This is a genomic window from Streptomyces sp. ALB3, from assembly GCF_044385685.1.
Lineage (GTDB): Bacteria > Actinomycetota > Actinomycetes > Streptomycetales > Streptomycetaceae > Streptomyces.
The window spans coordinates 626,957-639,073 of sequence record NZ_JBISCE010000008.1 but is presented as its reverse complement, the minus strand read 5'-3'; the positions used below and the strand labels follow the sequence as shown (position 1 = coordinate 639,073).

General features: G+C 73.9%; 9 protein-coding genes. 3 read left to right on the top strand and 6 right to left on the bottom strand.

What is annotated here, in order from left to right:
- Window positions 1-74: 74 nt before the first annotated feature.
- Window positions 75-1,139, top strand: a complete 1,065-nt coding sequence (locus ACHFIV_RS09635; RefSeq protein ID WP_398965568.1) for a biotin/lipoate A/B protein ligase family protein — start codon at window positions 75-77, stop codon at window positions 1,137-1,139.
- On the opposite strand, the gene ACHFIV_RS09630 is transcribed toward ACHFIV_RS09635, so the two are convergent.
- The 5 genes from ACHFIV_RS09630 to ACHFIV_RS09610 all read right to left on the bottom strand — a co-directional run bounded on the left by ACHFIV_RS09630 (window position 1,105) and on the right by ACHFIV_RS09610 (window position 8,549).
- Window positions 1,105-2,523, bottom strand: coding sequence for a diaminopimelate decarboxylase (locus ACHFIV_RS09630; RefSeq protein WP_398965566.1), 1,419 nt, complete (start codon window positions 2,521-2,523; stop codon window positions 1,105-1,107). The genes ACHFIV_RS09635 and ACHFIV_RS09630 overlap by 35 nt on opposite strands.
- 113 nt (window positions 2,524-2,636) lie before the next feature.
- On the bottom strand, window positions 2,637-4,310 hold the full coding sequence (locus tag ACHFIV_RS09625; RefSeq protein WP_398965565.1) for a PucR family transcriptional regulator: 1,674 nt from the start codon (window positions 4,308-4,310) through the stop codon (window positions 2,637-2,639).
- Window positions 4,311-4,401: 91 nt separating this feature from the next.
- Window positions 4,402-6,624, bottom strand: a complete 2,223-nt coding sequence (locus ACHFIV_RS09620) for an NADP-dependent isocitrate dehydrogenase (protein WP_398965563.1) — start codon at window positions 6,622-6,624, stop codon at window positions 4,402-4,404.
- Between the two features lie 99 nt (window positions 6,625-6,723).
- Window positions 6,724-7,416: a response regulator gene (locus ACHFIV_RS09615; protein WP_398965562.1), complete on the bottom strand. Its 693-nt coding sequence runs from the start codon at window positions 7,414-7,416 to the stop codon at window positions 6,724-6,726.
- Window positions 7,413-8,549, bottom strand: a complete 1,137-nt coding sequence (locus ACHFIV_RS09610; protein WP_398965560.1) for a sensor histidine kinase — start codon at window positions 8,547-8,549, stop codon at window positions 7,413-7,415. Before ACHFIV_RS09610 ends, ACHFIV_RS09615 begins: the two co-directional genes overlap by 4 nt.
- Before the next feature lie 168 nt (window positions 8,550-8,717).
- Between ACHFIV_RS09610 and ACHFIV_RS09605 the strand changes: the two genes are divergently transcribed.
- Entirely contained in the window at window positions 8,718-9,698 is a 981-nt protein-coding gene (locus ACHFIV_RS09605) for a carboxymuconolactone decarboxylase family protein (RefSeq protein WP_398965558.1), read from the top strand.
- Entirely contained in the window at window positions 9,695-10,504 is an 810-nt protein-coding gene (locus tag ACHFIV_RS09600; protein ID WP_398965556.1) for a class I SAM-dependent methyltransferase, read from the top strand. Before ACHFIV_RS09605 ends, ACHFIV_RS09600 begins: the two co-directional genes overlap by 4 nt.
- Here the strand turns inward: ACHFIV_RS09600 and ACHFIV_RS09595 are convergent.
- Window positions 10,482-11,963: an amidase gene (locus ACHFIV_RS09595; protein ID WP_398965555.1), complete on the bottom strand. Its 1,482-nt coding sequence runs from the start codon at window positions 11,961-11,963 to the stop codon at window positions 10,482-10,484. The two genes, ACHFIV_RS09600 and ACHFIV_RS09595, sit on opposite strands and share 23 nt — an antisense overlap.
- Window positions 11,964-12,117: the final 154 nt, after the last annotated feature.

Genomic DNA, 12,117 nt, shown 5'->3' with positions numbered 1-12,117 from the left:
CCAGGAAGAGAACGGGACGCCGGAGCGCTGAACATGCGAAAGCGGGGGCTCACACTTCAGCGGAGGCCGGAGCGATGCACGGCGAATACAAGGTTCCTGGCGGCAAACTCGTCGTGGTGGACCTGGAGAACCACGGCGGGATCCTGCGCGACGTGCGGGTGGCGGGCGACTTCTTCCTGGAACCCGACGAGGCCATCACCGCGATCGACGAGGCTCTGGAGGGCGCTCCCGCCGACACCGACGCGGCCGGACTGACCGCCCGCATCGAAGCGGCGCTGCCCGAGGGCACGGTGATGTACGGCATCACCGCGGAGGGCGTCGCGGTCGCCGTCCGGCGCGCACTGGCGGACGCCACCGACTGGACCGACTACGACTGGCAGTACATCCACGAGGGCCCGCAGTCCCCCGCGCTGCACATGGCACTCGACGAGGTACTCACCGCCGAGGTCGCCGCCGGACGACGGCCCCCGACGCTCCGCGTGTGGGAGTGGGGCGCCCCGGCCGTGATCATCGGCAGCTTCCAGTCCCTCCGCAACGAGGTCGACGCCGAGGGCGCCGCCCGCCACGGTGTCACGGTCGTGCGCCGCGTCTCGGGCGGAGGAGCGATGTTCGTGGAGGCCGGGAACACCATCACGTACTCCCTCTCGGTCCCCTCCTCCCTGGTCTCGGGGCTCTCCTTCGCCGACTCCTACGCCTATCTCGACGCGTGGGTCCTCGACGCGCTCGGCGACATGGGGGTCAAGGCGTGGTACCAGCCCCTCAACGACATCGCGACGGACGTCGGGAAGATCGCCGGAGCCGCCCAGAAGCGTGTGGTCGGCCCGGACGGCGGGCCGGGCGCGGTCCTGCACCACGTGACCATGTCCTACGACATCGACGCCGGGAAGATGCTGGAGGTCCTCCGCATCGGCAAGGAGAAGATGTCCGACAAGGGCACCAGATCCGCCGGGAAGCGCGTCGATCCGCTGCGCCGCCAGACCGGCCTGCCCCGGGAGGCGGTGATCGACCGCATGGTGCGGTCCTTCCGTGACCGCTACGGCCTCACTCGCGGCAGCGTCACCGGCGGGGAACTGGCACGTGCCGAGGAGCTGGCCGCCACGAAGTTCAGCAGCGCGGAGTGGACGGCGCGGGTGCCGTAGCGCCCGTCCGGGCACCGAGGGAGACAAGCGCACCGGCATGGGCGAGGCCGCTCTCCGCCGCGATCTCGTCGAGCGTCTGGGCCGCGCGGACCGTGGTCAGCCGCACGCCGCCGGACGGGTCGGCCGTGAAGCCGTGCACGGCGGGCCTGGGCAGGCTGTTGTACCCCCACGGCGTCGAGAAGTAGTAGGCGCCGGTGTCGTACAGCACGACGAGATCGCCCTCCTCGAGCTCCGGGAGTTCCCGTCCGTGGGCGACGACGTCACCGGCGAAGCAGCAGGGGCCGGCGATGTCCTGGCGCAGCCGGGCGCCGGTGCGGGGGCTGCCGTCGGCGCCGAAGGCGCCGACCCGCAGCGGCCACGCGCCAGGCATCAGGACGGTGCGCGTGGCGGTCTGCGCCCCCGCGTGGGTGACGGCGATACGCCGGCCTCCGGCCTCCTTGACGTACTCCACGCGGGCGCCGATGAACCCGTTCTTCGCCAGCAGCGAGCGCCCGAACTCGGTGACGAGTGCGTAGCGGCCGTCGAAGAGGTCCGGGACGGCCGTGCCCAGGGCCCGGGTGTAGTCGGCGAAGGCCGGGCGGGTCGCGTCGTCGTCGAAGTTCACGGGCAGTCCGCCGCCGATGTCCAGGCTCGTGATCTGCCTGGTGCCGAGCGTCCGGTTGATCTCCTCGGCCAGCCGGTACGTCTCCGCGACCCCTTCCGCCATGAGGGCGAGCGGGCATCCCTGGGAGCCGACGTGCGCGTGGAGGCGGGTGAGCCAGGGGCGTTCGGCGAAGGCCTTCACCACGCGGTCGCGCGCACCGGGATCGCGGAGCGCCACACCGAACTTCGAGGTGGCGGTGGCGGTGCTCATCGCCCCGATGGTGCCGCCGCCGACCTGCGGGTTGACCCGCAGTCCGACGACCGACGCACTGCCGCCGGCACGGAGCGCGTCGATGCGGCGCAGCTCGTCGAGGTTGTCGGCGTTGACGGCGACGCCGAGGGCGAGGGCCTCGCTGATCTCCCCCCGGGTCTTGGCGGGCGAGTCGAGGACGATCCGCGAGGGTGGGACACCGGCGTCGAGCGCGAGGCGCAGCTCTCCCGGGCTCGCCACCTCGCAGCCCATGCCGAGTTCGGCCAGCAGCCGGAGGACGGGTACCAGGGAGGCCGCCTTCACGGCGAAGGTGTGCAGGACGTCGGGGGCGTGGGCGAAGGCCGCGGCCAGGTCCGCCACCGACGCCCGGATCCCGTCCGTGTCGAGGAATCCGGCGACCGGCTGTTCCTCGCCGACGAGCCCGGCGGCGACGGCCCGGTTCAGCACGGCGGCGACCCGCCGGGCCGGGGTGAGGAGGGTGGCAGCGGAGAGGGCCGCCGGTTCGGGGGGCGTGGCGCCGGCAGATGTCATGAGGGTCCTTCCGAGAGCGGCTGCGCCCTGCCTCCGGGCGTGCGGCGGGCTGGTGAAAGGGTGGCGCCCGCGCCCCCCGGCCGTCTTCGTCGCCGGACACGGAGTACCGCCGGTCACGTTGGCCCGGCGGACGAACACCGGCCCGAATCCCCCCGAAGCGCTCCGGCCAGGCGCACCGCCAGGGCCAGGACCAGCCGGGTGTCGGGGTCGTCGAGGTCGATGCCGTGGCGTTCGCGGGCGCGGCGCAGCCGGTACCGGAGGGTGTTGGGGTGGACGACCAGCCGCCGCGCGGCCCGGGGGATGTCCCCCGCGGTCTCCAGGCAGGCCGCTAGGGAACGCACCAGACTGCCGCCCGCCGCGAGGTCCGCGCGGATCAGCTCGTGCAGCGGGCCGGTGCCCGACTCCCACACGGGGCGCGCCGCGTCGAGCATGCGCAGGGCGTCGATGGTCGTGGCCACGTCGTCGGGCCCGGCGTACCGCAGGGGGGCCGGGTCGGCTCCCCTCGCCTCCCGGTCCCGGAGCGCGCGCAGAACCAGCAGGGCCTTCCCGTAGGAGAGCGACGCCTCCAGCCCCGACACGGTGTGGCCCACGCCGATCCGGACGGGTGCGGCGTCCGGGACGCCGGCCGCCAGCGCGTCGAGCTCTGCGGCCAGGCCGAGCGCTTCCCGGGAGCTGCCACCGTCCTCGACCGGCAGCAGCACGGCGACCTCGTCCGCCTCCCGCAGGGCGCGGGCCGTGGGGCGGAACACGGTGGCCTGGACGGCCAGCGCCTCCAGCACCCGGTCGGACGACGGGGCCGCCCCGGGGTCCCGTGCGGCGACGACGACGGCGCAGGGGGCGTCCGGCGGCAGGGAGAGTGACCACAGGTGCGCCCGCCGGTCGCCGTCTCCGCGCAGCAGCCCGCGCAGGGCGTGCTCCTCGCGGCGTACGGTGCCGCTCTCCCGCAGCCGGTACCGCAGCAGATGGGGCACGGCGAGGGCCGCGGCGCGGCGCAGCGTCGGGGCCGCGTCGGGCGAGAGCCGCTGCCCGTCGGCGGCGGCCCACAGGGAGCCGAGCACCTCGCCCCCGCTGCGCACGGCGACGACGAGGCGTTCGGGGCTTTCGCCGTCGGCGGGCCGGTGGATGACGTCCTGGGAGGTCCACAGCGCCCGCAGCAGCCCGCTGCGGCGCAGTTCGGCCACGCGCCGGTCGGGGACCCGTCCGCCCAGGATGGTCGACCGGCGCACCCCGTCCGCGTCAGGGCCCGTGGCCGAGTGGGCGAGGACCCGGAACTGCGTGTCCTCCACGGTGATCGAGGCCCGGCAGCGCAGGGCGGTCGCCGTGGCGAGAGCCGCGAGTCCTCCGCCGGGGGCGAGGTCCGCCATGAGGCCGCCGCGGCCCGCCGACGCGAAAGCGGTGGCGGACCGCAGCAGGGCGAGGGTGTCGCCCCAGTCCGCCCACGGCGCGCGGACGAGCAGTGCGATCCCGCACTCACCGGCCGCGGCCAGGGCCTCCGCCGGTACGGGCGCTTCCACCGCTTCCCGCAGCACCACCGCCGCCGCACCGCGCCGGGCGGCCGCCCGCACGGCGGCGGGGGCGTCCGGCAGGTCCGGGGCGAGTCCCGCGGCCAGCACGATCCGCCCGTCGTACGGACGGCCGGCTCCCTCGTCGCCGATGAGCACGCCGTGGACCGCGACGTCCTGGCCGGCGGGGGCGAGCAGCAGGCGCAGGACGCCGTCCTCGTCGTGGGCGAGGATCTGGCGGAGCGTGACGTGGTCCGCGCGGTCCCCCGAGGTGCCTGGCGTCATGCGCCGAGGATACGAGGGGGGCCGGAGGGACCGCTCGCACGACCGCCCCGGCGGGCGGGACGCCTGCCGGGGCGGTCGTACGCGCCGGGACTCAGCCCAGGGTCGCGATGGCCTCGTTGAAGGTGGCCGACGGACGCATGACGGCCTCCGCCTTCGCGGGGTCGGGCTGGTAGTAGCCACCGATGTCGGCCGGCTTGCCCTGGACGGCGACCAGCTCGTCGACGATGGTCTGCTCCTGCTCGGACAGCGTCCTGGCGAGCGGTCCGAACGCCTCGGCGAGCGCGGCGTCGTCGGTCTGCCGTGCCAGCTCCTGGGCCCAGTAGAGCGCCAGGTAGAAGTGGCTGCCGCGGTTGTCGATGCCGCCGAGCTTACGGCTCGGGGACTTGTCCTCGTTGAGGAAGGTGCCCGTCGCCCGGTCCAGGGTGTCGGCGAGGACCTTGGCGCGCGGGTTGTCCGTGGTGGTGGCCAGGTGCTCGAAGCTGACCGCGAGGGCCAGGAACTCGCCCAGGCTGTCCCAGCGCAGGTAGTCCTCCTTGACCAGCTGCTGGACGTGCTTGGGCGCGGAGCCGCCGGCACCCGTCTCGAACAGACCGCCGCCGTTCATGAGCGGGACGACGGAGAGCATCTTGGCGCTGGTGCCCAGCTCGAGGATGGGGAACAGGTCGGTGAGGTAGTCACGCAGCACGTTGCCGGTGACCGAGATGGTGTCCTCGCCGCGGCGGATGCGCTCCAGGGAGAAGGCCGTGGCCTCCTCCGGCGTCCGGATGGAGATGTCCAGGCCGTCGGTGTCGTGGTCGGCCAGGTAGGTCTTGACCTTGGCGATGAGGTTGGCGTCGTGCGCGCGGCCCTCGTCGAGCCAGAACACGGCCGGGTTGCCGGTCGCGCGGGCGCGGGTGACGGCGAGCTTGACCCAGTCCTGGATCGGGAGGTCCTTGGTCTGGCACATCCGGAAGATGTCACCGGCGCCGACGGCCTGCTCCAGTACGACGTCGCCGTTGCCGTCGAGGACCCGCACCGTGCCGGTGGTGGGCACCTCGAAGGTCTTGTCGTGGCTGCCGTACTCCTCGGCCTTCTGCGCCATCAGACCGACGTTGGGTACGGAACCCATGGTCGACGGGTCGAAGGCGCCGTTGGCGCGGCAGTCGTCGATGACGACCTGGTAGACACCCGCGTAGCTGCTGTCCGGCAGGACCGCCAGGGTGTCGGCCTCGTTGCCGTCCGGGCCCCACATGTGGCCGGACGTACGGATCATGGCCGGCATGGACGCGTCGACGATGACATCGCTCGGCACGTGCAGGTTGGTGATGCCCTTGTCGGAGTCGACCATCGCCAGGGCGGGGCCCTCGGCGAGCTCGGCCTCGAAGGAGGCCTTGATCTCGGCGCCGACGTCCGGCAGGGAGTCGAGGCCCTTGAGGATGCCGCCGAGGCCGTCGTTCGGGCTCAGGCCGGCCGCGGCGAGCGCGTCGCCGTACTTGGCGAAGGTGTTCGGGAAGAAGGCGCGGACCACGTGGCCGAAGATGATCGGGTCGGAGACCTTCATCATCGTGGCCTTGAGGTGCACGGAGAACAGCACGTTCTCGGCCTTGGCGCGTGCCACCTGGGCGGTGAAGAACTCGCGCAGCGCGGCGACACGCATGACGGCCGCGTCCACGACCTCGCCCGCCAGGACCGGGACGGACTCCCGCAGCACGGTGGTGGTGCCGTCGTCGCCCGCGAGCTCGATGCGCAGCGAGCCCGCCTCGCCGATGACGACGGACTTCTCGGTCGAGCGGAAGTCGTCGACGCCCATGGTGGCGACGTTCGTCTTCGAGTCGGCGGTCCAGGCGCCCATGCGGTGCGGGTGCGCCTTGGCGTAGTTCTTGACCGACGCGGGGGCGCGGCGGTCGGAGTTGCCCTCACGCAGGACGGGGTTCACCGCGCTGCCCTTGACCTTGTCGTACCGCGCGCGGACGTCCTTGTCCTCGTCGGTCCGCGGGTCGTCCGGGTAGTCCGGAAGCGCGTAGCCCTGCTCCTGGAGCTCTGCGATCGCGGCCTTCAGCTGCGGGATCGAGGCCGAGATGTTGGGCAGCTTGATGATGTTCGCGCCGGGAGTCCTGGCCAGCTCGCCGAGCTCGGCGAGCGCGTCATCGATACGCTGGTCGGCCTTGAGACGCTCCGGGAAGCCGGCGATGATCCGCCCCGCCAGGGAGATGTCGCGGCGCTCCACCGTGACACCCGCGGTCGAGGCGTACGCCTCGACGACCGGCAGGAACGAGTACGTCGCCAGGGCAGGGGCCTCGTCGGTGTGCGTATAGATGATGGTCGAGTCAGTCACCGGGTGCTCCGCTCCACGTCTGCAACATTGCTTGACATCAAGATATCTCGTGACCGGCCCCCTCTCCACAGGGGCCCGCGCGCATTCCGGCCCGACCGGTCACTCCGGGCCGGAGCGGCGCTGCGCGGCGGGGGGCCTGCGCGCTTCGACCAGCCCGGACTCGTAGGCGAAGACCACCAGCTGGGCCCGGTCACGGGCGCCCAGCTTCGTCATGGCCCGGCTGATGTGGGTCTTGGCCGTGAAAGGGCTGACCACCATGTGGACGGCGATCTCCTCGTTGGTGAGCCCGCGGGCGGCCAGAGCGGTCACCTGGCGCTCACGGCGGGTGAGCGTCTCCAGCCCGGGAGCGGTCGCACGGTCGGGAGGCCTGGAGACGAACTCACCGATCAGCCGGCGGGTGACGGCGGGAGAGAGGAGCGCTTCCCCGCTCGCGGCGACCTCGATCGCCCGCAGGAGCTCCGCCGGCTCGGTGTCCTTGAGCAGGAATCCGGCGGCACCGGCGCGCAGGGCGTCGAAGACGTACTCGTCGAGGCCGTAGTTGGTCAGGATGACCACGTGCACGCCGTCGAGCGCCGGGTCGGCGGCGATCCTCCGCGTGGCGTCGATGCCGGTCATGACGGGCATCTGCACGTCCATGAGCACCACGTCCGGGGTGTGCGCGCGGACCAGTTCCACACCCGCCCGCCCGTCGGCGGCCTCCCCGACCACCTCGATGCGCTCCTCCGCGTCCAGCAGCGCACGGAATCCGGCACGCATCAGGGCCTGGTCGTCGACGATCACGACACGGATCATCCTGTCGCCCTCCGGGGGGCCACGGGAAGTTCGGCACGGACCGAGAAGCCCCCTCGGGCGCGGGGCGCGGCTTCGAGAGTGCCGCCGAGAGCGGTGACACGCTCGCGCATGCCGGTCAGCCCGGTGCCGGGAGTGACGCGGTCGCCGGGCCGGCAGGGGCCTTCGTCCTCGACGGCCACGACGAGCGCCGAGTCCGCGTAGGTGAGCCGCACGGACGTCCCGGCCCGGTCGGCGTGCCGGGCCACGTTGGTGAGGGCCTCCTGCACGATGCGGTAGGCCGCGCCGCCGACGTCGGCCGGGAGAGGCCGTACGTCACCCTCCACGGCGACGGCCAGCGCGATGCCCGCGGCCCGGGCGCGCCCGGCGAGCTCGTCCATCCGGTCGAGGCCGGTACCGGGCTCCACCACGTCCGTGCGGAGCACTTCCAGCGTCGAGCGGAGCTCCCGCATCGCCTCGCCGCTCGCCTCCTGGATGGCGAGCAGCGCGGGCTCCACCTCCGTGCCCCGCTTGCGCGCGAGATGGACGGCGACCCCGGCCTGGAGCTTCACGATCGAGATGGAGTGGGTGAGCGTGTCGTGCAGGTCGCGGGCGATGCGCAGCCGTTCCTCGCCGGCCCGTCGCAGGGCCGTCTCCTCCCGGGTGCGTTCGGCGTCCAGCGCGCGCTGTTCGGTCTGGCGCAGGTAGGCCTGCCAGTTCTTGTCGATGAGGCCCGTGACGCCGGCGCACAGGAACCAGCCGAGCAGGAGGAGCACGCGCTCGACGGTGTCCTGGACGCCCGGCACCGAGACGAACAGGACCACGGTGTAGCCGAGGAGGAACACCGCCCCGGCGCCGACCGCCTGCGCCCGGTGCCCGTTGCGCGCCGCCGCGTGGACGGCCACCACCACGGGAAGGGCCACCCAGCTGCCCGGGTGCGCGTGGACGGCGTAGGCGGACATGCACAGCGTGGTCACGACGAGCACCGCCCGTGGCGCCCTGCGGTGCCCGGCGAGCGCCAGGGAGCCCGCCACGACGAGCAGCACGTCGAGGGCCCCGGGAGACGAGGCGAGGCACGCCGCGGTGACGACGGCCGCCCCGACGGCCGCCGCGGCCGCTGTGTCCAGCACTGTCCGCCGGCTGATGTGCCCCCGCATGAGCGGCAGACTAACTCCCGTACACCGGTGGGCGCGTCGTCCTGGAGGACGGGGTGTCCACTGCTCCCCGGGGAGTAGTGCGGACGCCTTCCCGTCGTCCCGGGGCAGGCCCGACTGCATTCCGCCGTACGACGACCCGGGTGGCCCGCGCGGGCGAGCATCGTCGCCATGACCGGACCTTTCCGATACACCTCGCCCGAACCACCGAAGGCCGCCACCGGAGAGGTGGCGGACGTGTACGCGCAGCTGGCCACCGACTTCGGCATCAAGGAGGCCACGACGTTCGTCGTCCTGTCCGCCTCCCCTCCCCTGCTCACGGCCACCTGGTCACTGATGCGGGAGTCGCTGCTCGCGGGGCGTGCGTCGCGCACCGGCAAGGAGCTGGTGGCGGCCGGGGTCTCCCTGGCCAACCGGTGTCCGTTCTGCGCGACCGCGCACGCCGTGCTGCTCCATGCCACCGGGGACCACCGGCTGGCCGAGACGGTCCTGCGCGGTGACGAGCCGGAGGACCCCGGCGACCGCCGCCTGCTCGCCTGGGGCAAGGACATGAGCACCCCTCAGCCGTTCCCGGCGCGGGAGGCGGCGGAGTACGTGGGGACCGCGCTCGCGTTCCACTTCATCAACCGGGTGGTGTCCTCCCTTCTGTCGGAACGGATGCTGCCCGGCGGTGCGGAGAAGTACCGGCTGGTGCGGAGCACCGCGGGCCGTTCACTGGCTGCCACCCTGCGACGCGAGCTGCGGCCCGGCACCTCCCTGCCGCTGCTCACCACCGCGGGCGAGGCACCGGCCTGGGCGGCGGACAGCGCGGTCGGGACGGCCTACGGGGCGCTGCGTACGGCCGCGCGCCAGGGGGCGGGACTGCTGAGCGAGGAGGACGCCGGGTTCGTGCGCGAGTCGGTGGCGGGCTGGGACGGTGTCTCGCCGCTGCCGCTGGCCGCCCGCCTGCCGGAACGGGCGGACCGGCCGGGAGCCAGACTCGCGCTGCTCGCCGCGCGGGCCCCGTACAGGATCACCGACGAGGACGTGGCGGCCTGGCGTGTCCCGCCGTTCACGGATCACTGCCTGGTCCATCTGATCGCCTTCGGCGCGATCTGCGCGGTCGAGCGCGTCGAAGCGGTCCTGCGGACATCTGCCGGGGAGCGGGCGTGAAGGCCGCCGAGGCGTGGAACGGTCCTCTCGGTCGGCACTGGGCCGCTCACCCCGGCCGGTACGACGCGATGCTGGCGCCGTTCGACACCGCTCTCTTCGGCGCCGCCGCCATCGGCGAGACCGACCGGGTCCTGGACATCGGGTGCGGCAGCGGCGCCACGAGCCGGACGGCGGCACGTCTCGCGGTACGGGGCCGGGTCACCGGCGCCGACATCTCGGAGCCTCTCGTCGAGCGGGCCCGTGCGCTGACCGACCCGGCGAGGGACGGCGACCTGACCTTCGAACTGGGCGACGCCGAGGTCCACCCGTTCGAACCCGGTGGCTACGACGTGGCGATCAGCCGGGGCGGAGTGATGTTCTTCAGCGACCACGTCGCCGCGTTCACCCGCATCGGCCGGGCTCTGCGGCCCGGCGGCCGTCTGGCCCTCGTCTGCCCCCGGCCCGCCCCGCCTGACGGGGAGGAGAGCGGGGCGCTGGCTCGGCTGGCCTCCCTGGCGGGCGGGGACCATGCCGTCGGCACCTCGGTGGCGCGGTCCATGGCGTCCCTGTCGGATCCGGGGCGGACCGGGCGGATGCTGGCAGCGGCGGGTTTCGAGGAGGTCACCGTCGCGCCGGTGACCGCCGCGGCCCGATGGGGTGAGGACGCGGCGGACGCGGCGGACTTCTTCGTCTCCCGGACCCAGGGACCACCGGTCGCCGAGGACACGCGTGCCGCGATGACGGAGGTGTTCCTGCCGTACGAGACGCCGGAAGGCGTCCTGCTGCGTACCGGTGTGTGGCTGGTCACCGCCCGCCGGCCGTACTGACCGGCGGCGGCCATCGCTCGTACCAGCGCCGGTCGGCCTCCAGCTGGGCGGCCAGCGAGATGAGCCGCGCCTCGCTCCGGGAGGGGCCCAGCAACTGGGCGCCGAGCGGCAGACCGTCGCGGGTGAAGCCCGCCGGGACGTTGACCCCGGGCCAGCCGAGGACGTTCCAGGGCCAGGCGTAGGGGCAGGCCGAGGTCATCGCGAGGTCGGTGCGCCAGGCGCTCAGCTGGTCGAACGCCCCGATCCTGGGGGGCGGGACCGCCGTGGTCGGGGTGAGCAGCACGTCGTAACCGGCCCCTCCGCGAGCCGTGTCGAAGAAGGCGCCGATCCTGGCGTGCTGGCGGACCTCCCGCGCGCGGGCCGCCCGTACGATCCGGCCGCCGAGACGCGTCCCGGTGCGCAGGGCACTGCGGGTGCGCGGGTCCAGGAGCCCGGGCTCGGGGTGCAGCGCGGCGAGCTCGGCGATTCCGGCGGTGGCACGGGGCACGAAGGAGAGGCCGATCAGACCGTAGCGGGGACGTGCCTCCTCGACGTGGTGGCCGAGCCCGGCGAGGGCCTCGGCCAGCGCGGTGACGGCACGCAGGACCTCCGGGTGGAGCGCGTTGCGGGTGAGGGTGGGCGGAGGCCTCAGGGAGAGGCCGATGCGCAGCCTTCCCGGGTCACGGCGGGCGGCGGCGGAGGCGTCGACGGCCGGTGGACGGTGCGGGTCCCGCGGGTGCGGTCCTGCCGCGGCGTCCAGGAGGAGGGCGGCGTCGGTGACCGTGCGGGCGAGGGGGCCGTTGACCGTGAGGCCCTGGAAGGCGTCGCTGTGGGGGTGGACCGAGACGCGGCCGCGCTGGGGTTTGATGCCGACGAGGTGGGTCCAGGCGGCGGGGATGCGGATGGAGCCCGCGCCGTCCGAACCCAGAGCGGCGGGGACGAGTCCGGCGGCCACCGCCGCCGCCGAGCCGCCGGACGAGCCTCCGGGCGTGTGGCCGGTGCTCCAGGGGTTGCGGGTGACGCCGAACGCGGGGCCCTCGGTGAAGGCCCACTGCCCGAGCTCGCAGGAGTTCGTCTTGCCGACGACGACGGCGCCGGCCGCCCGGAGCCTGCGGACGGCTTCGCTGTCGGCGGTGGCGGGCGGCAGCGCTCCGTCGCAGCCGAAGTAGGTGGGCATGCCCTCGACGTCGGTGTCGTCCTTGACGGCGACCGGCACCCCCAGGAGGGGGAGCCGCTCTCCCGCCTCCAGCCGCCGGTCGGCCTCGGCGGCCTCGGCGAGCGCGTCCTGCACACGCAGTTGGCGGAAGGCGTTGAGGGTGGGGCGGCTCGCCTCGATGCGCGCGAGTGCCGCGGCCACCACAGCGGACGACGTCGTCCGGCCCTCGGCCAGATCCCGCGCGCAGTCCGCGAGTCCTGGCCGCGCGGACGGCTCCGCCGGCCTGACCGGTCCGGTCCGCTGCGTGGGATCTGCTGAGGACATCGCCACCGCCTCTTCGCGTCGGCCGGAGCACCCGCCCCGGGTCCGCCCGGTTTGCCGCCGAGCGGGTCTACTGGAGAGTAACGAGACGCGGGGACCCGCTCAAGCACGCCGCACGCCGATCACGACCCGTCTCCCACCGCCCTGCGGGAGGTCC

Bases quoted from the DNA above. Each gene is read 5' to 3' on its own strand.
- ACHFIV_RS09595 (WP_398965555.1), bottom strand. From the start codon at position 11,963: ATGTCCTCAGCAGATCCCACGCAGCGGACCGGACCGGTCAGGCCGGCG.
- ACHFIV_RS09625 (WP_398965565.1), bottom strand. From the start codon at position 4,310: ATGACGCCAGGCACCTCGGGGGACCGCGCGGACCACGTCACGCTCCGC.
- ACHFIV_RS09630 (WP_398965566.1), bottom strand. From the start codon at position 2,523: ATGACATCTGCCGGCGCCACGCCCCCCGAACCGGCGGCCCTCTCCGCT.
- ACHFIV_RS09610 (WP_398965560.1), bottom strand. From the start codon at position 8,549: ATGCGGGGGCACATCAGCCGGCGGACAGTGCTGGACACAGCGGCCGCG.
- ACHFIV_RS09615 (WP_398965562.1), bottom strand. From the start codon at position 7,416: ATGATCCGTGTCGTGATCGTCGACGACCAGGCCCTGATGCGTGCCGGA.
- ACHFIV_RS09635 (WP_398965568.1), top strand. From the start codon at position 75: ATGCACGGCGAATACAAGGTTCCTGGCGGCAAACTCGTCGTGGTGGAC.
- ACHFIV_RS09605 (WP_398965558.1), top strand. From the start codon at position 8,718: ATGACCGGACCTTTCCGATACACCTCGCCCGAACCACCGAAGGCCGCC.